The 24,098-nt window shown below is 36.5% G+C and carries 29 protein-coding genes; 8 read left to right on the plus strand and 21 right to left on the minus strand.

The window, feature by feature from the left end:
• The first annotated feature begins 96 nt into the window (after window positions 1–96).
• Window positions 97–1,305: a sensor domain-containing diguanylate cyclase gene (locus tag BMX40_RS11360; protein WP_090869943.1), complete on the plus strand. Its 1,209-nt coding sequence runs from the start codon at window positions 97–99 to the stop codon at window positions 1,303–1,305.
• Window positions 1,306–1,886: 581 nt separating this feature from the next.
• Here BMX40_RS11360 and ltaE read toward each other — a convergent pair.
• Window positions 1,887–2,906, minus strand: a complete 1,020-nt coding sequence (ltaE, locus tag BMX40_RS11365; protein ID WP_090869945.1) for a low-specificity L-threonine aldolase — start codon at window positions 2,904–2,906, stop codon at window positions 1,887–1,889.
• Between the two features lie 27 nt (window positions 2,907–2,933).
• A complete protein-coding gene (locus tag BMX40_RS11370; protein ID WP_090869947.1) occupies window positions 2,934–3,932 on the minus strand; it encodes an LLM class flavin-dependent oxidoreductase in 999 nt (332 codons plus the stop codon).
• Window positions 3,933–4,214: 282 nt separating this feature from the next.
• Here BMX40_RS11370 and BMX40_RS11375 point away from each other — a divergent pair, with 282 nt between their 5' ends.
• Both BMX40_RS11375 and BMX40_RS11380 read left to right on the plus strand, forming a co-directional pair.
• Window positions 4,215–4,760: a PadR family transcriptional regulator gene (locus BMX40_RS11375; RefSeq protein WP_090869950.1), complete on the plus strand. Its 546-nt coding sequence runs from the start codon at window positions 4,215–4,217 to the stop codon at window positions 4,758–4,760.
• A 15-nt stretch (window positions 4,761–4,775) separates the two neighbouring features.
• A complete protein-coding gene (locus tag BMX40_RS11380; protein ID WP_090869952.1) occupies window positions 4,776–5,243 on the plus strand; it encodes a DUF4188 domain-containing protein in 468 nt (155 codons plus the stop codon).
• 27 nt (window positions 5,244–5,270) lie between these two features.
• Here BMX40_RS11380 and BMX40_RS11385 read toward each other — a convergent pair whose 3' ends face one another.
• A complete protein-coding gene (locus BMX40_RS11385; RefSeq protein ID WP_090869954.1) occupies window positions 5,271–5,852 on the minus strand; it encodes a DUF1836 domain-containing protein in 582 nt (193 codons plus the stop codon).
• A gap of 138 nt (window positions 5,853–5,990) precedes the next feature.
• On the opposite strand from BMX40_RS11385, the gene trhA reads away from it, so the two are divergent.
• Entirely contained in the window at window positions 5,991–6,638 is a 648-nt protein-coding gene (trhA, locus tag BMX40_RS11390; protein ID WP_090869956.1) for a PAQR family membrane homeostasis protein TrhA, read from the plus strand.
• A 176-nt stretch (window positions 6,639–6,814) separates the two neighbouring features.
• On the opposite strand, the gene BMX40_RS11395 is transcribed toward trhA, so the two are convergent.
• The 16 genes from BMX40_RS11395 to BMX40_RS11470 form a co-directional block, all read right to left on the minus strand.
• Entirely contained in the window at window positions 6,815–7,870 is a 1,056-nt protein-coding gene (locus BMX40_RS11395; protein ID WP_090869958.1) for a M42 family metallopeptidase, read from the minus strand.
• Window positions 7,871–7,996: 126 nt separating this feature from the next.
• Complete coding sequence (locus BMX40_RS11400; protein ID WP_090869960.1) at window positions 7,997–8,251, minus strand: spore coat protein; 255 nt, start codon at window positions 8,249–8,251, stop codon at window positions 7,997–7,999.
• Between the two features lie 13 nt (window positions 8,252–8,264).
• Window positions 8,265–8,399 (minus strand): hypothetical protein, encoded by a 135-nt coding sequence (locus BMX40_RS11405; protein WP_425287855.1) that lies wholly within the window; start codon window positions 8,397–8,399, stop codon window positions 8,265–8,267.
• 153 nt (window positions 8,400–8,552) lie between these two features.
• Window positions 8,553–9,680 carry an MBL fold metallo-hydrolase gene (locus BMX40_RS11410; RefSeq protein ID WP_090869962.1) on the minus strand — a complete coding sequence of 376 codons (1,128 nt, stop codon included), beginning with the start codon at window positions 9,678–9,680 and terminating at the stop codon, window positions 8,553–8,555.
• 193 nt (window positions 9,681–9,873) lie between these two features.
• Window positions 9,874–10,656 carry a sulfite exporter TauE/SafE family protein gene (locus BMX40_RS11415; RefSeq protein ID WP_090869965.1) on the minus strand — a complete coding sequence of 261 codons (783 nt, stop codon included), beginning with the start codon at window positions 10,654–10,656 and terminating at the stop codon, window positions 9,874–9,876.
• 43 nt (window positions 10,657–10,699) lie between these two features.
• Window positions 10,700–10,927: a sulfurtransferase TusA family protein gene (locus BMX40_RS11420; RefSeq protein WP_090869967.1), complete on the minus strand. Its 228-nt coding sequence runs from the start codon at window positions 10,925–10,927 to the stop codon at window positions 10,700–10,702.
• A gap of 26 nt (window positions 10,928–10,953) precedes the next feature.
• On the minus strand, window positions 10,954–11,520 hold the full coding sequence (locus BMX40_RS11425) for a sulfurtransferase TusA family protein (RefSeq protein ID WP_090869969.1): 567 nt from the start codon (window positions 11,518–11,520) through the stop codon (window positions 10,954–10,956).
• A 24-nt stretch (window positions 11,521–11,544) separates the two neighbouring features.
• Window positions 11,545–11,841 (minus strand): rhodanese-like domain-containing protein, encoded by a 297-nt coding sequence (locus tag BMX40_RS11430; protein ID WP_090869971.1) that lies wholly within the window; start codon window positions 11,839–11,841, stop codon window positions 11,545–11,547.
• A gap of 82 nt (window positions 11,842–11,923) precedes the next feature.
• Window positions 11,924–12,403: a DsrE/DsrF/DrsH-like family protein gene (locus tag BMX40_RS11435; RefSeq protein ID WP_090869973.1), complete on the minus strand. Its 480-nt coding sequence runs from the start codon at window positions 12,401–12,403 to the stop codon at window positions 11,924–11,926.
• Window positions 12,404–12,508: 105 nt separating this feature from the next.
• A complete protein-coding gene (locus BMX40_RS11440) occupies window positions 12,509–12,883 on the minus strand; it encodes a rhodanese-like domain-containing protein (protein WP_090869975.1) in 375 nt (124 codons plus the stop codon).
• A 205-nt stretch (window positions 12,884–13,088) separates the two neighbouring features.
• On the minus strand, window positions 13,089–13,346 hold the full coding sequence (locus tag BMX40_RS11445; RefSeq protein WP_090869977.1) for a metal-sensitive transcriptional regulator: 258 nt from the start codon (window positions 13,344–13,346) through the stop codon (window positions 13,089–13,091).
• Window positions 13,347–13,752: 406 nt separating this feature from the next.
• Window positions 13,753–14,691: a hypothetical protein gene (locus tag BMX40_RS11450; RefSeq protein ID WP_090869979.1), complete on the minus strand. Its 939-nt coding sequence runs from the start codon at window positions 14,689–14,691 to the stop codon at window positions 13,753–13,755.
• 131 nt (window positions 14,692–14,822) lie between these two features.
• The gene (locus BMX40_RS11455; RefSeq protein ID WP_090869981.1) at window positions 14,823–17,090 is read right to left on the minus strand and encodes a carboxypeptidase-like regulatory domain-containing protein; all 2,268 of its coding nucleotides are present in this window, start codon (window positions 17,088–17,090) and stop codon (window positions 14,823–14,825) included.
• A complete protein-coding gene (locus tag BMX40_RS11460) occupies window positions 17,080–17,400 on the minus strand; it encodes a hypothetical protein (protein ID WP_090869982.1) in 321 nt (106 codons plus the stop codon). The genes BMX40_RS11455 and BMX40_RS11460 overlap by 11 nt, the downstream gene beginning before the upstream one ends.
• Window positions 17,357–17,932: an RNA polymerase sigma factor gene (locus tag BMX40_RS11465; protein ID WP_342028680.1), complete on the minus strand. Its 576-nt coding sequence runs from the start codon at window positions 17,930–17,932 to the stop codon at window positions 17,357–17,359. The genes BMX40_RS11460 and BMX40_RS11465 overlap by 44 nt, the downstream gene beginning before the upstream one ends.
• Window positions 17,933–18,048: 116 nt before the next feature.
• Window positions 18,049–18,549: a GyrI-like domain-containing protein gene (locus BMX40_RS11470; protein WP_090869987.1), complete on the minus strand. Its 501-nt coding sequence runs from the start codon at window positions 18,547–18,549 to the stop codon at window positions 18,049–18,051.
• Window positions 18,550–18,763: 214 nt separating this feature from the next.
• On the opposite strand from BMX40_RS11470, the gene BMX40_RS11475 reads away from it, so the two are divergent.
• The 3 genes from BMX40_RS11475 to BMX40_RS20785 all read left to right on the plus strand — a co-directional run bounded on the left by BMX40_RS11475 (window position 18,764) and on the right by BMX40_RS20785 (window position 21,786).
• On the plus strand, window positions 18,764–19,822 hold the full coding sequence (locus tag BMX40_RS11475) for a M42 family metallopeptidase (protein WP_090869989.1): 1,059 nt from the start codon (window positions 18,764–18,766) through the stop codon (window positions 19,820–19,822).
• Window positions 19,823–19,951: 129 nt separating this feature from the next.
• The gene (locus BMX40_RS11480; RefSeq protein ID WP_090869991.1) at window positions 19,952–20,968 is read left to right on the plus strand and encodes a TIGR00341 family protein; all 1,017 of its coding nucleotides are present in this window, start codon (window positions 19,952–19,954) and stop codon (window positions 20,966–20,968) included.
• 689 nt (window positions 20,969–21,657) lie between these two features.
• A complete protein-coding gene (locus BMX40_RS20785) occupies window positions 21,658–21,786 on the plus strand; it encodes a hypothetical protein (protein WP_280139676.1) in 129 nt (42 codons plus the stop codon).
• Between the two features lie 178 nt (window positions 21,787–21,964).
• On the opposite strand, the gene BMX40_RS11485 is transcribed toward BMX40_RS20785, so the two are convergent.
• The gene (locus BMX40_RS11485) at window positions 21,965–22,942 is read right to left on the minus strand and encodes a nucleoside hydrolase (protein ID WP_090869993.1); all 978 of its coding nucleotides are present in this window, start codon (window positions 22,940–22,942) and stop codon (window positions 21,965–21,967) included.
• 128 nt (window positions 22,943–23,070) lie between these two features.
• Window positions 23,071–23,511, minus strand: coding sequence for a hypothetical protein (locus BMX40_RS11490; RefSeq protein ID WP_244513499.1), 441 nt, complete (start codon window positions 23,509–23,511; stop codon window positions 23,071–23,073).
• 381 nt (window positions 23,512–23,892) lie between these two features.
• Between BMX40_RS11490 and BMX40_RS11495 the strand changes: the two genes are divergently transcribed.
• Window positions 23,893–24,098: transposase family protein (locus tag BMX40_RS11495; RefSeq protein ID WP_244513500.1), on the plus strand; the 206-nt coding region annotated here is incomplete at its 3' end.

Genomic DNA, 24,098 nt, shown 5'->3' on the forward strand with positions numbered 1-24,098 from the left:
CAAAAGTTATTGATATTCAACGAAAAATGAGTGGCAAGCCAATCAAAATATGCTATGATTGCTAGGATAATTCATTAATGGAAAGAAGGTACACAGTTGAAAAGAAAGATTTGGATTGGTGCTTTTGTTCTAGTGGCTATTATGAATACCATCCTATTAATTTTTATAGATTCGTTAGGATTACAAATAAGTCTGACACTCCTAACGATATCATTATTATTTCCAACATGGATTGCGTATCAGGAATTATATCACGTGCAGCAAAACAACAAAGATATACGAGATAAAGCAAATTCCCTTCAAGGAAACTTACAAGAATCAGAAGCTAAAATTAAAGGATTAGAAGAAAAAATCAACAAATTAGAAGCAAACGAAAATACACTAAAAATGACAATTGAAAAGTTAAATGGATTGGTTTTCGCCTTAGACTCCGATGGGTATATACGATATACTTCTCAAGAAATTACTTCTTTCTTTGATTTTGAAAAACAATCCATATTTAACGGGATCGATTTATTAGAAGATCATATTCATCCAGATGATAAATTGAAGTTCATCCAAGATAAACATAAATGGGGTTCTAATAAACTAACAAGACAGTATCGACTTCAACTAAAGGAAAAATCATTCAGATGGATTGAACTACAGATTAATCCGGTCACAGACGAGAACGGTCAGACAAAAACTATCTTTGGGGCAATTAAAGATATAACCAATCAAAAAGATAAAGAGCAACGCTTAAAAGATATGGCTTTTTACGATGTTCTAACTGGTTTGCCGAATCGTATCATGTTAAAAACGCAACTTCGAAAAGCTTTCTCACGTGCCAAACGTAGAGATCACGATGTTACCGTAATGTTTATGGATTTAGACGGATTTAAAGAAGTCAATGACAAACTGGGACATGATGTTGGGGATGATTTACTCAAAGAGGTAGCAACAAGGCTAAATAACAGTGTTCGAGAAGAAGACCTCGTTTCCCGAATCGGAGGCGATGAATTTATTGTTGTCGTAGAAGAAACACCAAAAGATGAAATATTAGGGATTGCAGAACGAATCTTAAAAGAAATGTCCGTCCCTTTCTCCATACTTAAGGATGGAGTCACTGTCTCTCCAAGTATTGGTATAGCGATTTACCCTGAAGATGGAGAAACAATTGATTCCATAGTGGAGCGAGCAGATAAAGCAATGTATTATGCTAAAAACAATGGAAAGAACACATTCTGTTTCTATTCAAAAGAGCTCGAGGATTACGAGCCAAAAGAAACCATGGTTGATAAAATTTTAAACTTCTTTCAAAAATAGAGGCTGGGACAAAACTAAAAAGATCTATTTTAAAGGCGAACAATTAGAATATGAATATTTAAATTGTTCAGGTTTTATCGATTGAATCTAGTTGGTATAATTGACCACTAGTGTAGTAGTGGTTTTTTCCAACATAATAAAGTACTGAAATACCGCTTCGGCAGAATACTTCGCTTTCCGCGGGTACGGCCTCAGCCTCCTCAGAAGAAAATCACTTCTTGCGGGGTCTTCGGACACGTGCTGTTCCCGCTGGAGTCTTCGCATTCTGCCTACGCTGTTATTGGATCAGGTTAAAGTGAAGTGCTACGTTAGAACTAGCGGAGGAAATACATGTAGACTCCTGCGGGAGGAAAGGCATCGGTGAGACCCCACAGTGCGTCAGCACGAGGAGGCTCACCAGCCGCCCGCGGAAAAGCGAAATGTATTTCCGTAGCGGGATGTATGCATCCAATAATCATTACAATTTATTTATTGCTAAATTTACAATAGCTGCGTTTAACTGCCTAAAAGTAAAATCCGAACCAAAATGTAAAAAGTTCGGATTTTACTATGACTAAAACACTTTTGTCTCAGCCTCTTTCTTATATCATTTTATTTACTTTTTCCACTACTTCTTTTACTTGGTTAGTGGAAACATCATAATGCGTTGTAAACCTTACTGTATATGGGCCGAATGCAACTGCCAAAATACCTTCTTGCTTACATTTTTCAACAAACTGATCTGCTGTTAACCCCGCTTTTTCTGTATTGACAAGGACAATATTCGTATCAACATTATTTTCAATTGTTAATCCATTAATTTCTTTAAATCCCGTGGCTAAAGTCGTAGCTTTTTCATGATCCTCAGCAAGTCTATCAACCATCGTATTTAAGGCGACTAATCCTGGGGCTGCTATCATGCCCGCCTGCCTCAAGCCACCACCTAATCGTTTGCGCCACTTTCTCCCCTTCACAATGAAATCCTTTGATCCAGCAATAATGGAACCAACCGGTGCTCCTAATCCCTTTGACAGACAAAATTGAATCGTATCTGTGTAACGCGCATATTCCGCTACGCTGACACCAGTCGCCACAGATGCATTAAATAAGCGAGCACCATCTAAATGAACAGGGATTTGGCGTCGCTTGCCTATATCATAGATAGCTTTCATATTTTCTAATGGTACAATCGCACCCCCAGCTCGGTTATGCGTATTCTCCAAACAAATCAATCCTGTTTCTGGTTGATGGATATCATCGACACGAATCGCCGCTTCCACTTCATATGGATTCATCGCTCCATCTTTTCCTTTTAACGTGCGTGGCTGGACACCTGCAAAGGCAGAAATAGTTCCCCCTTCATAAAAGTATATATGAGAATCTGCCTCTAAAATCACTTCCTGACCAGAGACACAATGTGTTAAAACCGCAATTTGGTTCCCTTGTGTTCCACTTGGTACAAACATTGCAGCTTCTTTGCCAAGTTTTTTCGCTGCTAACGCTTCTAATTCTAATACAGTTGGATCCTCATTATAAACATCATCTCCAACATCAGCATGAAAAGCAGCCTTTCTCATTTCTGGTGTTGGTTTAGTAACCGTATCACTTCGTAAATCAATCAATGTACGCTCCCCCTCTTGGTACTAAGCTTATTTATGTAAAATTTCATTTGCAACTAATTGATAGGAGTTTCTTCTTGCTTCATAACTAAAGGTGTTCGTTAATAGCATGAACTCATCTACATCATATTTCTGTTCAAGAACTAACAACTGTTCCTTCACCTCACTAGGTGTACCGATAACCATTTTTTGTTTCATTTTATCCAGTCGATCTTTTTCATTATCCGAAAGTACAAAATGGTTTATTTCTTCCGGGGTTGCTAAGCCAGCTTGCATATCCCCTTGTTCTCTCTTTAAGCTAGCAATTAAGCTGCTCATGGCCATTTGTTCTGCTTCTTCGTTTGTTTCCGCACAATATACCGTAACCGCAACGATAACATCCCCTGGTTGTTGCAGTTTATTATTCATAGTTTCTCTATATTTCTGCACAATTGCTGGACCATTCTGATCACTCATAAAATGACCAAATGCATAGTCCAACCCTTTCTCCGCAGCTAATTCGGCACTTTTTTCACTGGTTCCTAATAGCCAAGGAACCGGGGAAACTGCTGGAATTGGGGAGGCCTTCACTTTAGAAAATATATTTTCATTTGGAAAATCTTGATGGATAAAATGCAATAGCTCCTCAATAGATTCTGGCATTTTCCTTACATTTTCTAAAAAATTTCCTGATAATGCCATGGACGCTTCCGCTGAACCACCTGGTGATCTGCCTAATCCCAAGTCGATTCGATCTGGATATAAGGACGCTAGTACATGAAATGTTTCCGCAACCTTGTATGGCCTGTAATGTGGTAAGAGCACCGCCCCAGCACCAATTCGAATGGTATTTGTTTGTTGTCCGATAATTCCTAGCATGACTTCAGGAGCTGGACAAGCTAACCCGTTTAAATCATGATGTTCTGCAATCCAATATCGTGTAAAACCAAGCTGATCCCCTAACTGTGCAAGGCGAATCGTTTCCTGTAATGCCTCACTGGCTGTAGATTCAGGAACGATTGGAGCTTGATCTAGTATACTTAGTTTCATCTTATCACCTTCTATAATGAAATGGATAAAGATTTAATTTATTTATTGTAACATATCCTAGTTTTTCTACCATATTGGAATGCTCCGTAATATCTTCAATCGGGGCTTCCGACGCACAGTACATGCTAGTGCCGACAATGTGACAGGACGTAGTTTATATGTCGACCTGCCAGTTATACGCGGGATAAAAGTCACAAAATTTCAAAAAATACTTCTAAAATTGATTTCTTTCTGATATTATATATCTAAATGATATATAGCAAAATGATATAGGTGATGGACATGAAGAAAATAAATCATACAAAATACGCAATTCTTGGTCTACTTACGACTGGTTGTACAACTGGGTATGCCATTAAACAAATGATTGATACGAGCTTAAACCACTTTTGGAAAATAAGTTATGGACAAATTTATCCTATTTTGAACGAGTTAGTAACGGATAAATTAGCAACCGTCGTAGAAATTCCACAGGTTGGTAAACCAAACAAAAAGGAATACCAATTAACAGACAAGGGAAAGGACGCCCTACAAGCCTGGTTACAAGATCCACTACAACAAATACCAGTAGAAAAGAACGAGCTTCTACTAAAGTTATTCTTTGCTCGCCATCAAGATCAGTCACATACGATCCAGCATTTAGATAACTTCTACAGACAGCTTTCAGAAAGACTAGACACCTATCATTCCATTGAACAATTAATTAAGGAGCATTCAAAAGCACACCCAGATTCTCAATTTTGGCTCTTTACATTAGATTACGGGAAAAGAATAACTAAAGCAGCTATGGAGTGGTGTGAGGATACAAAGAAAAAATTAAACAATTAGGAGGTAGAAAGTCTTATGCGGAAAATATTTCCTGGAAGGTATACTTCCGAAAACCAAGAAGAAATTGTTGTTTTTCTCATCGGTATGCGGATTAACAAAATATGGGCAATTCATAAGTGGTTGCCCGTATTTAAAGCTATGCCACCAATGATCCATGAGCTTTATATGAACAAACAACTAGGTTTTCTGTCGATGGAAAATTTCATCGGATTTAAAACGACGTTAATGGTTCAATATTGGCGATCTGAAGATGATTTAATGAATTATGCAAAAGGTCCCAAACACTTATCAGCATGGAGAGCGTTTAATAAAAAAGTAGGTAACAATGATGCAGTAGGTATCTACCACGAAACATTTATCGTCCCTAAAAAGCAGTATGAATGCTTCTATGGCAATATGCCAATCTTTGGTCTAGCAAAAGCAACCGGTCATAAATTAATTCATTCAGGTAACAATTCGGCAAAAAAGAGACTCCATTCCTAACTAGAACAAAAGAGCAGAAAACAACATTTATTCCGTTTCCTGCTCTTTATTTATTTCGTCTATCATTTTCTCTGCTGCTCTACGATAATAATTACTCATATTAACAAACGTTGTAGCTAGTAGTAACTTTTCCAGGTAGTCGTTATCCTTGTCTTCAAAAAGACTTACTTGTCTTTCCACTTCCTGAGTATTTTCTTCTATTATTCCCATAAACTGTTTTTGATTATTTTGGGACAAATGAAGGTAACTTCGGTAGAATTCCTCTAAACTTATTTCATCTTTTGAAACCTTATCATTTAACTGGTCGAGGGCTATCTTTATATCCTTAATAGATAGTGCACCTTTCATTTGATAAATCAAACCAATTAAAATCAAATGCTCCTTCGAGTACTTTTTATTTTTTATAGGAAAAAATAATTTACCCTTTGCGTAATTATTGATCATTGTTTTTGTTAATATTTTCTCATCTTCGTTGCGTTTCGAACGGGCAAACTTACTTTCAAACAACTGAATTACTTGGTCCATATATAAATCGATATCAGGCATTTCCTCGATTGTTAAGTTATTTTCAAGGTTTAAGCCTTCTACGATCTCATGTAATTTATCCATAGGTATACCTCACTCTTTCAAGATACGTCTATTATACGATAGAAACTGGAAGGAATCAAAACTTGACGAGGTAACATCATACATGTAATATAATAAGTAGTATTGAAAACTACGTTATATTGTAGAGGGGTTTTAAACATGGGAATGTATATACGTGAACCTATAAACGGGTTAACTCATTTGTTTGGTGCGATTCTTGCCTTTGTAGGGTTACTTGCACTCGTTATTAAAGCAACTGCTGAGTCGGGCTCAGCTTTAGCGATCATGGCTGTAATTATGTTTGGAGTCAGTATGATTTTATTATATGCTGCGTCTGCAACCTATCATATGGTTGTCGCAAGTAAACAAGTAATCGCTTTTTTGCGCAAAATAGATCATTCGATGATTTTTGTCTTAATAGCTGGAACGTATACGCCACTTTGTCTAATTAGTTTAAACGGGCTTACCGGCTGGATTCTATTTGGGGTAATTAATGGACTAGCATTAATTGGTGTGCTTTATAAATTAATTTGGTTTCATGCTCCACGATGGTTATCGACTGTACTATATATAGCAATGGGTTGGATTGTAATCTTCTTTAGTTCCTCCCTTTCTAGCATTATTGGAACAAATGGGATGCTATTTCTAATTCTTGGTGGAGTCGCCTATACGGTTGGCGGTTTTATTTACTGGCTTAAGCCGAAATTTCTAGAGTTTAAACATATGGGCTTTCATGAAATTTTCCATATCTTTATCTTATTCGGAAGCTTGTTTCATTTCTTTTGTGTCTATTGGTATGTCTTATAATAGATAGAAGGAGATAGTGATTTTACTATCGAATTAACATGGCGTGAACATCCTTATTCTAATAATGAAGATTATCCAAAAGTTTTACTTCCACAAAAGCGGGATCAGCACTTATCAGCATTTGCCAGAGGTAATAATAGTAAAGTGAAGTAGCCTATAGAAGGCCACTTCACTTTTTAGTTTGTTACCATTTCGGATAACACATAATGATATACTAATTGTTCTGTACTAACTAAAGAATCTTCATGTGTTCGTTCATAGGCATGGGATGAGTCAATACCCGGTCCAATTAATCCATGGACGATATCGTGACCAGAGCGTATCGCAGCAGAAGCATCGGATCCATAATATGGGTAAATATCTAATTTATAACCAATATTATTTTTTTCTGCGAGAGTTACTAAATGCTTTCTAAGTTCATAATGATATGGCCCACTTGCATCTTTTACACAGATGGATACGGTATACTCATCTGTTGATTGACCATCTCCCATTGCTCCCATATCAACAGCTAAATATTCAACTGTTTCAGGCGTAACATTAGAATTACCTCCATAACCAATTTCCTCATTATTTGAAATCAAGAAATGCGTAGTGTACGGAAGTTTGATTTTCTCTTCTGTCACGCGTTTAATAAATTGTAAAAGTATTGCTACACTTGCTTTATCATCTAAATGACGAGATTTCAAATACCCATTTTCCGTTTCTTGTACTCTCGGATCAAAGGATACAAAATCTCCCACTTCAATACCTAATGCACGAATATCTTCTGCATTTTCCACTTTAGCATCAATACGGACTTCCATGTTTTCTTGATTACGCTCTGCTTTCCCAGCATCTTTATAAACATGTACAGAAGTTTGGTGCATGAGAATTGTCCCTGTAAATACCTTTCCACCAGAAGTATGTATTTCACAGTATTCCCCTTCGATTGCGTTATATTTGAACCCACCAATTAAATCAAGACGAAGACGACCATTGCTTTTTACTTCCTTCACCATAGCACCTAATGTATCTACGTGGGCAGTTAGCATTCGATGCTGTTCATTGTTTTCCCCAGGAATGGTTGCGATTAATCCACCTTTACGATTACGTTTCGTTTCGACACCAAGAGATTTCAAATGGTCTTCTACAAATTGAATTACATGATTTGTATAACCAGAAGGACTTGGAATCGATACTAGTTTTTTAATCAGTTCTTTTGTTTCTTGTACGTTTGGATATGTACTCAATAGAAATGCTCCTCTCCAATATACTTACTATCTATATTAACGATAATTTCATAAGTTTAACAGAAAAAAAGTTATTAAAAAACCAAGTGGCCATATAAAGGATATCCATTTGGCCACTTGGTGTATTTATTGATTTGAGGTTAATTCCGTTTTCACTTGTTGAATTTGCTGTGGATCTGCAGGTGCTGCTGGCTTGTAATGACCTTTTTGAAAGGCATAATTATATAGTATCCGCTGACGTGATTCATCTTGATTTCGAAGTTGAATTAATGTCTGCCTAAGTTCGGCATTATTTGCTTGGCTTATGTAACCTGCATACGATTTCAAGCTAGCATTTAAACCGGCTAAATAGTCATTTACAATATCCTTATCTTGTAACAATTCGATTCCTCTCCTAACCTAAAAATGTTAATAATTGTTGTTGTGCTTGTCTTGCCGCCTGGGCGTCATTCTGTAGAATTGTTTTCAGCTCAGCGTCAGCACAGGATGCTGCATATGTATCCAGTTTATTAGCAATCATCCCATGCACCAACGATATGCCGAATGTTTTCTAACTCAATCTGTGTTAAGTTCTGTGTCATTTAAAATCACCTTCCTTTACTGTTTAATTTTTCCATGAAGTTTAATCGTATGCATAAAAACGACAGAATGCCACTCGCATTCTGCCGCTCTCTAAAATTATTTATCTTACTGCACAACGGTTCGGACCAATTTCCATTTCACGTTGTTTTTCTTCATCTGGAGTCAATTTACCCATGTTTGTTTCGCGAATTTCTTGATACGCATTCGGTTGTGGAGGTAGGTTCTCTGTAACCATGCTTCGGAATTCAGCTTCATCTTCAATATTCAAACCGTGGTTATAGGTAAACAATGTACCTAGTTTTTCAGCTACAGAACCATCATCATTTAATTCATCAATAATCATAAAATGAGCTGGGAGAACCACTAAATCATCTGAAAGTTCACGGTAGCGTTTGTACAATGTATCTCGCAAATCACCTACCCAGTCTTCTGCCAATCCAGCAAGATCAGGACGCCCAATCGAATCAATAAATAAAATATCACCAGACATCAAGTATTTTTCATCTACTACAAACGAAGTGGATCCAATTGTATGCCCTGGAGAATACAATGCATGAATCGTGATTATTGTATCACCAATTTTCACTTCATTGCCGTCTTCTAATGCTTGATATTCATAGGTAACTTCACTAGCATCCTTTGGTGGCAACCAATAAGTTGCACCAGTTGCTTGCGCGATTTTTCTACCTCCTGAAATATGATCCGCGTGTAAATGTGTATCAAACACATGTTTAATCGTTACTCCTGCTTCTTCAGCAAAGCTAGTAAAGATATCTGTCATGCGTGTTGCATCAATGATGGCCGCTTCCCCATTAGAAATCACCATATAAGAAAGACATCCTTTTCCTAAACGTACGAATTGGTATAGCTCACCACCACCACTCAATTCTCCAACTTTAACAGGCTCCATGTGTTCACTCCATGCTTTCATTCCACCTTCAAGATAAGAAACATCTAAACCTGCTTCTGATAGCATTTCTGCAACCATCACAGAGGATCCTTCTTTTGCACAAACTACTAGTATATCTTTCTCTTTAGGAAGTTTATCCATAATGCCTTCTACACCATCTAGTAGATCAAAATATGGAGTATTAAGATACGCGAAGTTTTCTCCTTCAATCTTCCAATCTTCAAAATCACCTTCATTTCGTACATCCAAAATAAATAGTTCCTCTTTATTGACTACCTTATTCGCTACTTCCTTTGAATTCATTGCTTTCATTGACATAAAAACATTCCTCCTTAAATATGAAACAATTGATAGTTAACTCATCTTACCCACAGGGGTATATTTAATTGCAAAAAAAAATTTACTGTTTATCTACCGAATCATTTAAATTATTCTTACGCAAGCGTAACGGATAAGCTAAGTTACACAATAATTTCTTTTAGATAAAACTTCGTATTTAATAAGATAAAAATTATAGAAAGTCTACCCAAATTTTAATCGCCGTTCCTAATATTAGGATAGCTAAGATGGATTGAAGGACCTTCGTATTAACTTTCTGCCCGTATTTAGCTCCTAATGGAGAAGCAATAAGGCTAGCGATGATCATGATGATCGCTGGAATAAATAAAATTTGTCCTGTTAGAATTTTTCCTGTTGTTGTCCCTATTGATGAAATAAATGTGATCGCCAGTGACGTTGCAATGGTCATACGAGTCGGTATTTTTAATACTACGAGCATAATTGGAACTAAGATAAACGCTCCTGCTGCACCAACAATTCCTGCCCCCACCCCTACGATTACAGCAAGTAAAGCTGCAACCCATTTGTTAAACGTTACTTGATCTAATGGGATATCATCTATATTCTTTTTTGGGATAAACATCATAATAGCTGCAATGGTTGCCAGGATCCCATATACGAAGTTAATTCCATTTTCATTCATGAATTGGGAGCCATATCCTCCTACAAAACTTCCTAATAGAATTGCTGCCCCCATATAAATAATTAAAGTGATATTCAAATATCCGCCTTTTCGATAAGCCCAAACCCCACCTATGGTGGCAAATAACACTTGGATTGCACTAATACCTGACACTTCATGTGCAGAAAAAGCTGTTAAACCAAGCATAGCTGGAATATATAATAACATTGGATATTTGATTATTGATCCACCAATTCCAACCATTCCCGAGATAAATGACCCAACAAAACCAATTAGAAAAATAACGAATAGAAATAAAATACTATAGTCCATTAATAACTCCCCCAAATAAGAGGGGACCCTAGTTAGGGCCTCCTTATGCCTTTTTAATCCAGAATTTTAGTACGTCGCCTTCTTGTGTATCTTTTAACAATTCATGTCCACCAGACTTCGCCCACGCAGCTAAATCACTTTTAGCACCTTTATCTGTTGCGTGTACTTCCAAAATTTCTCCCGCATTTATCTCTTGAATTGCCTTTCTTGTTTTCACGATTGGCATTGGACATGCTAACCCTTTTGCATCTAATACTTTTACTGATTCCATTTATTTCTCCTCCTTTGATTTTCTACTTATTTTTCTATTTTACCGTTCCATTTCGTCATGCCAGGTAACACATTTTTTACACCTTTAAATCCATTATCAGATAGCTTTTGAGAAGCTATATCACTGCGATTACCAGTACGACAGACGACATATAGGTCAGTACCATTTTTAATTTCTGTCATTCTATCTTCTAATTCCCCTAAGGGTATATTTATGGCACCTGGAATATGTCCAAATGCAAATTCGGCAGGTTCACGTACATCTATTACGGAAATCTCTTCATTATCCTCAACTTTTGCACGAAGCTTCTCTAAGTCGATTACATCCTCATGTTTTTTCTCTTCCGTTATTTCCTCTTCACTTGCACGACGAATGTAATGCTTTAGTACGTCACCTTCTTCGATAGTTCCTAGATATTGATGTCCTGTGCTCTCAGACCACGCTTTAATATCCGCAGTCGAGCCCTTATCGGTTGCTTGAACCTCAATAACCTGACCAGGTTCAAGATTTGTGATTGCTTTTTTTGTTTTAACGATTGGCATTGGACAAGCTAGTCCTTTTGCATCCAAAATTTGATTTGCTGTAATACTCATTCCTAATTCCTCCTCTTATTTCTTTTATTCAACTTCGTCTTGCCAGTCAAGCATGCCACCAGCCATATTGGTAACATCAAAACCATTATCAGTTAAAAGTTGACACGCCATACCGCTTCTTCCACCAGACCGACATACCATGTAATAATGTTCATTTTTATCTAACTCATTCATCCGTGAACTGATTTCACCTAACTTAATATGACGAGCCCCAGGTATTATTCCTTCAGCAACTTCATCATCTTCACGAACATCAATGATATTGACCTCTTCACCTGTTTTGAGCTTTTCAGCTAATTCTTTTGCTGTAATTTCTTTCATGATAAATACCTCCAAATTCAAATTTTAATCAATTAATCTATTTTTAATATACCTATACAGGTATTAATTCATTTAAAAAAATTTAAATAAATAGGGTAATGTTAGCATCTTCAGAATCACCAACATATGCTGCGACCCCACCATAGTCAATGTTATCCAATAGCTCTTCTTTCTGTAAGCCGAGTAAGTCCATTGTCATTGTACAAGCAAGTAATTTCACTTCTTGTTCTTGCGCCATGTTAACTAGATCTGGAAGTGGCATTGCATTATGCTTTTTCATAACATTTTTTATCATTTTAGGTCCCATTCCTAAATAATTCATTTTGGAAAGTCCCATTTTGTCTACTCCACGTGGCATCATTTTACCAAACATTTTTTCCATAAATCCTTTTTTAACTGGAACTTGGTTATCCTTACGAAGTGCATTCAGTCCCCAAAAAGTGTGAAATATGGTTACCTCATGGTCATATGCTGCAGCTCCATTAGCGATAATGTAAGCGGCCATTGCTTTATCATAATCACCACTGAACAGGATGATCGTTGTTTTCTTTTTATCTGTCATTGTATTTCTCCTCCTCATTCAACGATATACTATTACCCGTAGGGGTATATCGTTGTTGTGTTTATAGTCTATATAATTAATAAATATTTGTCAACCTAGTAAGCACTAAAAATCACAACAAAGCCTCTGATTTTCTGTTTTATTAACTAAATAATATCCAATAACGTTATATCCTTTATTTTTTAAAAATCTACTAGCTAAATTTTTCTCCATACCATTTGAAGCGACAAGGATAACAGGTTCATTGGGGATTTCTTTATAATAACGGTTAAAGTAAGCTAATGGTAAGCACATCACCATGTCAGGTCTGTTATTACAAGATATATTATAAGCTCTTACATCCAATAAAATAGCACCATTCGAGGCTTTTATAGGTCTCTTCTTCCCTAGGTTTGTTAAACCAAAAACTGGTATATACCTTCTATATAGAAAATATAGTAGAAGAATAATTAAACTTACAGATAACAGTGCTAAAGCCATATTTAATTCCCCCAGTCAACTCAAATTTCTTATACACACGGACTACCAAAATAGTGAATGTGCAAATACGTCCTCAATATACTAAAAATAAGCCAAATTACTTATAGGTGTATGGGTATATATTTTTTAAAAAATATTAACATCAAATTACGATGTTAAATTTTTTCAGTAAAAATCTTATCGAACGTATTTAGTCTTTGTCAACTTATCTACTTTTTACTAGTAGGTTAACTGCTTCATTGATTAACTTTTCTGCATTTTCATCACTATCCGCTTGACGTATGCAAGCTTCTAAATTTTTACTTACTACTAGAGCTGACGTACGATCTAGCGCACTTTTCACAGCAGATAATTGGGTAACAACATCTTTACAATCTTTTTCTTCTTCCATCATTTTTAGAACACCACTAATTTGGCCTTGAATACGTTTCATTCGATTCTTAATATTATCATCATACTTCATATTCGTAACTCCTTTACTTGTATTTAAAGCATAGTGCTGTATGACACCTATTTAGTCTATTGCAAATCTCTCTGTTAAGTTATTATAATCAAACATAACAAAGTTGAATCAATTCGTGAATTAATAAAGTCAATCTTCAATCTGTGTTTATTTTTCATCATCCACAGATTGTTATGACCGAATCGGTTTGACCTTCAGTTGCCCCCACTTTACCCCTTTGGTTTTACCTCGTGGTTTGAGATGGGGGCTTACGACGCACAGGCGTGCTAGTGCCGACAATACGACAGGACGTCGTTTTATGTCGGCCTGCCAGTTATGAGTGGGATAACCAATACACCACCATAATATACCCCTAATGGTATTTTGTCAACCACAACAAAGCTCCGAGTTGATCGGAGCTTTAATCCTAAACGGATGCAATTAATTTATCACGTTCCATTTTAATACGAGATAGGGTATGATTCTCCTTTTTCATCTGTTCATTTAACTTAGTTATAATCCCCTTTACATTCGACAACTGTTCCTGTGTTTGAGCCAATGAATCTTGAATTCTACCTTGCACCACCCAATCAACGATGAATCCGTCAAAAAAGAAGTCAGCAAACTTCAAGAGACCAGACATATCCACATCCATGGATGCCGTTTCATTTACATCAACTAATTCCTTTTGGAATCGACGCATTTTTGTTTGAGCGATATGAATATGGCTTGTCGCATCATCAATATGGCTAAGTTTCATCGCACTAGATAACATACCACCACCTACCATATCCCATGTCCCCCATCCTTTGGCACTCTGCAGGGAATCGATCGCTTGATCTAAGGCATTTTCCACATGATTCCCTGCAACAATCGCCTCATTAAGCTCAGTTACATAGGCTTTGGTATCTGCTTCTCTTTCATCCAATTGATAGAGATGCTCAGAGTAACTTGAATGATTATCCTTGATCATCTCTTCCTTCTTCTTTAATAACTGGTTATACGCTGTATTACTATATCTTAACAGTTGTAATTTCTTATCGATTTCCTCGATGGATTCTACTATCTCTTGTTCTGTTTTCCTTGCTTCTTCTAGCTTCAATTGAACAGCAGCTACTTCTTGTTCTTCTTGATCCAATTTCTCATATTTCGTTCCGATAATCGTGGAAATAAGATTTGTAATGCTTACTCCTTCTAGCTTCTTTACATCCTTCTGTTCTTTATTTAACTGGTTTGACAATTGAGAAATCGTAGCCTCTATCTCATGTAATTCATTCTTATAATCAGTTAATTGGCTTTCTAGCTTCTGTTTTCTACGGATATCCCCTTTTACCTTTACAATTTGTTCATTCAATTCTTGAAACATATAAATCCTCCAATTTTTTCATCTTATGATGTAGTACGATAGAAGCATATAAAAAGTTTCACGTAATAGAGTCATTAGAATAACCCTAAATTACTTTAGCAATGAATGGAGAGTCCCAGGTTCTCCCTTCATTAATTAACGTTTTCAAGTTCCTTGATAAATCGTTGTAATCCTGCTAGATTCGTTTCTTCCTTCCATTCCTTGAGTTCCGCTTCCTTCCCCTCAAAGTACATGGAGAGTGTACGTTTCAATTCATTTTCATAGGCTGAATATTGCTCACTCTCTTCTTTAAGCTCCTGAATAATGTCTACCCAATCCATATGCTCTGTCCCATAATCACGTTCAGGGTGGTCCTGAGCAATTTGGATTACTTGATCAAAGGATTCACCTAAATAGAGTTCTACCGCAATCCAATTACCGACAAATCGATTCGTTGAATCCCTATTTACTGCGATTTCTAATTGTTCTTTCGCTTCCTCATACTCTCCTTGAAACATGAATGCATTAGCATAAATTCCATGTATATATTCAGTTATCTCTCCATCATTTAATCGAACATATCGATCAAACCACTTATGAAATGCCTCCCATTCCCGTTTTTCATAATAATAAATTGCTACAGAATAGGAATAACTTGGAGTGGAAGTCTTTTCTGCCAATTCGATGAGATATGGAAGAGCTAACTCGTCTCTTGTTTCCCTTAAGCCATCACCCTTAATTCCAATTAATCGACTTATCATTCGTAAACTATGAATATCATTGGGATTATCTTCATAATTTTCCTGATATGCCTCTAGTGCTTCTTTAGGCTGGTGATCAAGTAATAATTGATCCGCTTCCGTTAACTCCCTCTCCTTTAAATAGAAAAATGGTAAGTTTCCGATCGTATCCTCACCTAATCGATAGCCATTACTGCGAGTGATTAAATCCCCATTAGAATTATATGCGTCTACAGACCAGGAAAATCTATTTTTTGGATTCGTGAAAGCAAGTAATGCATACGGATCAACATCCCCTTCCCCATCAAATGATACCCCAACTTGCCTGTCATACAGTTTTTCAACGGGAATATCAATTTCTGTATCCATTATTTTTTTTTGAAACGACGTACTACTTGTTCCACCTGACTCAAATTCCAGACCCAAATTCAACTGATAATACGCTGCTTCCTCTACCTCTTCCCAGGAAAAATGCATGGTATCTCCCGTTATCACGGTTTGATTAACTGGAGACTCGATTTCAATCAATGGATGCAATGTTATATCATAGTTAACATCTTCACTTCCATCAATGTTAATCCATTCATTTGTATCTAATGGCCATGTCCAACCATCAATTTGGTCATACAAAAACCCAGCAAAAAGTTGATAACTACCAGGGATAACCCCTTCTATTTTATACGCTCCAGTTTCGTCTGTTGTAACTTGATAGGCTTCATCATCCCCTACACTTCGATTAACATTCTGTTCTTCTCTGAGAAAGACTCCTGCATTTTCAACCGGTGTTCCATCCTGGCGAACAATTTTCCCCTTTACCGTGACAATCGCATCTCTCTGTTCGTCCATTGCCCTCGTCAAATGTCTTTCTAATGATTGCAACTGGTTATATACAACAGAGCTTTCAATATCTTCCATTTCTTCAATAGGAAGGCCATCTTCTGCTAATCTTTCTCGTTGATTTTTCCAATTGGTTTCAAAACCTGTTAAAGCATCTTTAATTTCTGCGTATGCCTCCTGCAAATTACCTTGTTTAATAATCATTTCGGCGCGTAACTTTGCAATTTCTGCAGTCATGTAATAGTCATCAGCGTTTAACTTTTCCGTCAATTCGTTACTATATTTTTCAGCTTTTTCGAATTGGGAATGACGAACGGCTAGTTTAATTCGTTCCAAGAGAAGTTCATTCTGATGGAACGAATACTGTGTTGTTGAAAAACGTTCTACTGCTGTCATAAGTGCCTCATCCGCTTTATCTAACTTACCTTCCTGCTGGTAATGGGAAGCAAGGTCAGTTGCAACTGTAACGAGGTAACCATTAGTAGGACCACTCTCTAAATAATCCGTTAAAAAAGGGAGCTTTTCTTCCCAGCTAAAGCCAATGATCGATTCACTAGACTGGCCACCTTGAATCATAGATGGTCCCACATATATATCGAATCGATTTGCCATCCCTCCCTGTAGCATGTGTTCTTCGATAACGTTCCATTTCTGCCAATCAAAACTAGCAGTCTCCAATACTTTCAATAGTTGATGTTTCCCTGCTGGATCCCCGTCCTCGAGCTTTTTTTCTGCCAGATAGAGATTTATTTGTGGAAAGACAATCATTACTAGGAAAGGAATAAAAATTAATAAACCGACAAAAAAATATACGAGATGTTTCACTTTCAATTTAATCTTCATATTTCATCATCTCTCTTTCCAGCTCATCCTTCCAATACGTGTTCCCAGCTAATTCTACCAATACTTTTTCTTGTTTCTCATTTTCGTCATTCATATGAATCTCCTTATATCCATATGAGCAAACAAGTAACGCCACTATGGCGCTTACTGGTAAGAGAGGGATTTCAATTTCTTTGTTCCAAAGTTGTGCAATTTTTTGCTTCCATGTTGTTGGATATGCTTGATCCAAAACTTCTTTTTGACTCGAAAAGTGCAGGGATTGCAATTCATTCTCGAGCTGATTTTTTAATTGCTTCTTCTCGTTGGTCATCAAAATCCTCCCCTTTCCGTAATAAGTCTCTTAATATTATCCTTCCTCGTTTTAATCTGGATTTTATCGTACTTTCTTTTGTATTTATGTGCTTTGCGATTTCAGCTATTTTCCATTCATTAAAATAAAAAAGTGTAATAACTTCACGATATTTATAATCTAACTTTTGTATGGCATCACTTAAATTTTGATTCCAAACAACTTCAAGTAATTCTTCTTCTGGACTCTGAACGGAGTCATCCTCTTTCTCTCGTTCTGTCGTATCAAATGTAAGAAGTATATTTTTCCAGCTCCATTTTCGCATTTGTGATCGACAACAATTGATCATAATCGTGGTGAGCCAGCTCTTCAGTTTATTAGGATCATCAAGCTGATGAATTTTGTGAAATACGGTTACAAACGTATCTTGCACAGCTTCTTCCGCGGTTTGATGATCTTTAACTAATAAATATCCTGTTCGTAATAAATAATCACCGTACTGGTTCATCAGTTCACGGAGTGCATGTTCTTCTTTATTTTTCAATCCTTCCACTAGACCCAAGCCAGCTCTCCCCCCTTTCTCCTACTTAGATGCATATTAATTTAAAAAAGTTGCATGATATCTCTTTTTTTAGGCAAGAAAAATAGCTTAGATGAGATTCTAAGCTATTAGTTATGATCCATTTTCTTCATAACAGGAACCAAAATTTCAAACTCTGGATTAATTGGATCTTGATTTTTTGGATACTTTTCATGCTTTATTGGTAGTTCATCGAAGTATTCGATCCCTTCCTCACGATAAGGAATGTAATGATTTTCTTCAATGAAGCGTAAAATATCATGATATGTCTGTCCAACGTCTTCTTCTTTTTGGTGATGTGTCGTAACATAAGATAACTTTGGGATGTAAACCTCTACCATTCCCGGTGGTACTGTTTGATCGTTGGTAACCTCATAAACGGAGTAATGACGAAACCCATCCGATCTGATGTGATAAGATAGACCCAATTGTATGGAAGAATTAACAGCTTCCTCTAATTCTCCTACTCTAGACTTCATCTCTTGAATTACTTTTTTCAACTCACCTACTTCTTTATAGGGCCCTTCCCATTTCAATCCAATTGCTCGATATCCTGGTAATTCCACAACTTGGTATCGATCGTCTTTCACAATATACTCCCTCCCATTCTAATGAAACCTTCCTAATTATATTATTGGTTTTATAGACAAGAATAGCAAGTATTATTCAAAAAAATACAACTATTTATCAGCCAATCTCACAAAGAAAAAATTACTATTTAGTGGTATGATTCAAAATCTTTTTATTATGTAAATAAACGCACCTATAGTATCATAAAGTCATCATTTATAGGGAGGTACAATAATGAAAAATCTATTAAAAGAATTATCAGCAATCCATGGACCTTGTGGATTTGAAGAAGATGTCGCTATATACATAGCTAAACAATTAAGAGACAAAGTAGACTCGCTAGAAATTGATGGTGTTGGAAATTTAATTGCTACAAAGAAAGGATCCCAGGAAGGACCTAAAATTGTAGTGGCAGCACATATGGATGAGGTTGGGTTTATCGTTAAAAAGATTGAAGAAAATGGACTTCTTCGTTTTGAAAAGTTAGGAGGACACGATGACCGGATCCTTCTTTCCCAGCGTGTTCAAATTAATACTGATAAAGGTTTACGATCTGGAGTAATTGGTACGATATCGGCTCATATGAAAAAATTTGATGATCCTAATAAAATTCGTGCTCACCAAAAGCTCTATATCGATGTTGGCGCATCCTCTAAACAGGAGGTAATAGACCTTGGGATTAAAGTAGGTGATTCTGTTACATGGCAACCATATTTTGATCATTTAACAGATAATCGTATTGTTGGAAAAGCATTTGATGACCGTGCAGGATGTGCTATTTTAATGAAGGCTTTTGAAGAGTTAGATTCGAAAGCCTTTTCTGGAGAATTCGTAGGTGTATTTACTGTACAAGAGGAAGTTGGCTTACGAGGAGCAAGAGTTGCTAGCCATCAACATGATGCAGATGTAGCGATTGCTTTAGATACGACAGCTGTTAGTGATACGACAGAAGAAATGATGGATCAAACATTGGCTCTAGGTTCCGGCACAGGAATTAAAGTACTAGATGCTAGTTTAATTGCCAATAAAAAAGTCCGAAATCATTTAGTGGAAGTTGCTGAAAAGAAACACATTCCATATCAATTAGAGGTCTTTCCAGGCATTGGCACAGATGCAGGCGAATTAAGCCTGGCACAACAAGGAATCCCAACAGGCGTTCTATCTATCCCATCTAGAAATGCCCATTCATCCATCGAAGTCATTGACTTAAATGATTTTGAAGCAACAAAGGATTTATTAGTTGAATTTATAAAAGTCATGAAAGCCTCTAAGGAATATAAAGTTAAAATATAAATTATCATACAGCATAAGCCTTTCATCTAGAAAGCTTATGCTTTTTTATTGAAACTGTTGCATTTTAAGATTAGCTTTTACTGGAAATGATAAGAGTAGCATATTGATTAACACATGGAGCTGAACCGGATGGATTTACAACTAGTGGAAGCATATGTACCAGATAATCATTTCAAAAAAGTAGATGAATCCTTACAAGAGTTTCCCCATGTTTCGTATTGGGTATCCAATGAGTCAAAGGATCGAATGCTCATACGTGTACTCGTTGAAACAAAGAACACGGAAGACATTCTTAACTATCTTGAAAATGTAACGAATGTCATTGAGGGATTTGAGGTCTTGCTTTTCCCTGTTCAAACCTATATAACTCGCACGACCGAAGAGGAAGAAGAACAGAAAAAGAAAGAAAACGAAGAAGATACAATAAAACTTCAACGAGCAAGTCGTCAAGAATTACTCGGAACAATTCAAAAGTCGAGTCACATTACGCTAACCTATACATTGCTTGTTATTTTGTCTGCTATCGTGGTTACCATTGGCTTTATTCAAAACAGCCAAGCTGTCATTATTGGCGCAATGGTTATTGCACCAATGCTTGGTCCTGTTATATCAATCGGCTTTTCATCCATTTTAGGTAATTTCCAATTACTAAAAAGTTCTTCTATTACGTTACTCTATGCCATCGTTATCGTAGTCGGTATTTCCATTGTGTTTACATTCTTTTTTCCTGTCCCACTTGAAAGCAGCGAATATGCTTCTCGAACCCATGTAAATATATCAGATATCGTACTTGGTTTAGCTTCCGGAACAGCTGGAGCGTTATCCATCCTGAATCGATTACCTGGTTCACTGGTAGGTGTAATGGTTGCAGTTGCCCTTTTACCACCTACCGTTGTGTTAGGAATGTCAGTGGGATCAGCCATGTGGCAAGAAGCATATGGTTCGATGTTATTGCTAACCGGAAATATAAGTTCCGTTATTTTAGCTGCTATTACTGTCTTTTCCTTAAGCGGTATTCGTCCTGTTAAATGGGATGAAGTAGATAAAGCAAGAACGTCACGTAAGCTTTCGATTCTGTTTGTTGGTTTGGTAATCATTTTCCTAATTATTGCGATATTGTTTAGCCAAAAATTAGACTTAGTTTAGCCCCACATACAACTCACCATTTATAGAATGGTGAGTTTCTCAATCAAAAAGTTTGCGTCATTATTTTTTTCTTTGATAATATATATAATCAGTATATAATATAAAAAAGATCACGTAAGGGCGGTGAAGAACAAAAGCGCAAGCGCCCTGGGTAGAGACGTACGGACTGGACTGAGCTGTAGGAGATAAAGGAAACACGATGAACGAAGTGAATCGATGTTGACTTATCGTACGAAGGCGAGGGAAGTCTCGCTAGTCTCTGGGCGCTGGAGCTGGACGTGGCTGTTGCTCTAAGTAAGCTTAACAAAGCCAATTTTTTATACTTTCTTACCTATCGATGAGAAAATATGTTGCCCTGTTTACAATTTTATGTACCGTTTGCTTTTCCTGTTATGTTACAGGCAATAATGTGCATTACAATCCCCATGTAGTTCAGGAAAATGAAACATTAGGTAGTTTCATAACAGAATTTTTCAGTCCAACAGATATTGATGATAAAAATAAATTTGCAAACTCCCAAGATACAATCGTTATACTTTTAACATTATCTCTAGCATATACGGTAAATTGCTTTGTTCAACTAATAAAAAGGTTACTTTTTCTAAAAACGCTTTTCTATCAATCCAATTTTGTGGTTTTATCCCTTCTATGAGAATTAAATTATTTTCATTTTGAGGAGGGGACTACAAATGATTTGGATGCGTCTAATTATGTTAAGCTTCTTTTCGATTAGTGCTATTTCTTTGCTTTCTTATCAAGGAATTGAAATTTCCATGCGTTTATGGATTGTTTTAATAAAAAATGAAAAACAACTCTAAATAAAGGATAGTTGTTTTAACGGTCTTGAATTTAAGCCACCCTTCATGGGTGGTTTTTTGTCCCATTGTTTAACAGAGAGCTACCCTTCTAATTAAGCTTATAATACATTTCCACTTACATATCCAACAAATACAGTTGCTTATCGTTTTTGTTCCACTCTGTTTAGATCAAAAGCCATCATTCCGGCAACATCACCTTACTAAAATCTTTTATAAATTCATTATAATGAAGGTTTACAGCGATTCTCGTCTTTCCTGTTTCACTTGTTGGTCGTATATCAATATAGGACATACCTTTCGCTTCAATTCCCTCTACTACGTTTGCATCATAATAAATATAATCTACCATCGTAGAATTTTTAACGAGCATGATTGTAAGTAGATCATGTATTGGGGCCCCTGGTATACCAGGTATTTTTTTCTTATAAAATTCATAATAATACTCGAAAACAGGAGCTAACATAAAGGCATAAAAGTTCTTCTCATTTTTTGAAATTGCATCTACAATATCAGAAGTGATGATAGCATGTTGTGTGGCATTTAGTGGTGTAATCGTTAAATTGTGGGCAAACTTAAGGACAAAATTGGAAGATGTTGGATCACCGTAGAAGTTTGCCTCTGCTAATGCTGTAATATTACCAGGAACAAAGAAAGCTCCCCCCATCACATAAAAAGAATGCACCATTTTCATGTGGTTGGGATAAAGGATAAACGTATTGGCTAAGGTCGTTGATCTCCCAGTATCAACAATGACCAGTTCTCCTTTATATTTTTCAATGATCAACCGTATGGTGTCAAAGGGATAGATCTCATATTGCAAATTACTTGGAGGCTGTATTGGCCCAATACCTTTACCATGAATTTCCGGGTAAAATGTAACCTCTTCCTGTTGGACAGGTTTTGATGCACCAGGAATTATAGGTATGTTGTTTTTCCCTGCTAATTGCACTAGATAGGAAGCATTGGCTGTAGCCTGTTTTTTACTTACATTTCCATAACTTGTTACGATGCCAACAAGTTCAAGCTCTGGATCCATCATGGTGTACATAATGGCCAGCGAATCGTCAATTCCTGGATCACAATATAAAAGAATCTTTCTAGTCAGTGGAAACACCCCTTCCTTGACTAATATATATTCGGCAAAAAATTTAATCATTCCTAACTAAGATCGTTTCCCATAATTGGTAATAAATTGTAAACAAATCTTCCCCGTTCCATTCCACAAAAAAAGAAGGAGCAGTCCTTAGCGCCTAGCTCCTTCTTCTATACTGAAAATCCTTCAACTTAATGATACCTAAACCAAACGAACCAATCGCCTTTTTCTTTACTTTTTGCTAAGAAGATTTGACCTTCTAAGGCACTTGCACTTTTTCCTTCCCACCGAGGAAAATAAAGTTTAACCAACCAGGATTTATTGGCGACCTCTTCGTCACAGAAATTTTTAGCCATTCCGTAATAAGCTTCCTCTTCTTCTTCACCGACCGTTTTTGGAAAAGGTTTCGCAGTTTTCACTTCCCATTCCGAGTAGAAATTTCCGTAATCCCCTTCCCCATATGTATCTGGGACGATTTTTTCCAATGCTTCCAATAGGTCATCTTTATCATCTAAGGATGTTTCCGCCAGCTGATCTACAGTTGGACATTTCACATCAGGCTCAGCTCCAATTGGTAATGGGATCATCAAGAGTAATAAAAATGACGATAGAAAGATACTTAATTTTTTCATCATAATTCACCTCTGTATTAATGTCCCAATAATTGACATTAATTATTCAAACGTACAGTTCAATGTATTAATGGAAATTCCTAGGGTATGAAAAGGATTAATAAAGCAAGAGCCGCTTATATTGTTAACTAGAAATATGAAATCAATGATTCTTTGAAAATTGAACAAACACGCAAAAGAGCTGAACTGATACTTTTACAAAATATAAGGAAAGGAAGTTAAAAGAAAAACCACTATTCGAGGAAGAGTTTTTTATTCTTAAATAAAAGGCTCTATTATATATGTTGGGGTATGAAAAAATTTAAGCAAAATAAAACACGCAAGCTCCTATATCCTTTACACTTGAATTGACTAGAAACAAACCAAAGGGATAGGAGATGCGTGTATATGCAGTTTAACATGAAATTACCTGGATTAGAAAGTGTAATAGTTACGAAGATGGAGGAGTTAGAGGGGAACTTTTACTTACACGTAAAGCTACCAGTTAAAAAGCACCGTTGTCCTGCTTGTGGGGAGAGGACAAGTCGTATCCATGACTATAGAATCCAAAAAGTACAACACTTAAAAATTTTTGAACGAACATCCTA

It is taken from the genome of Oceanobacillus limi, assembly GCF_900111445.1.
Classification (GTDB): Bacteria; Bacillota; Bacilli; order Bacillales; family Amphibacillaceae; genus Ornithinibacillus; species Ornithinibacillus limi.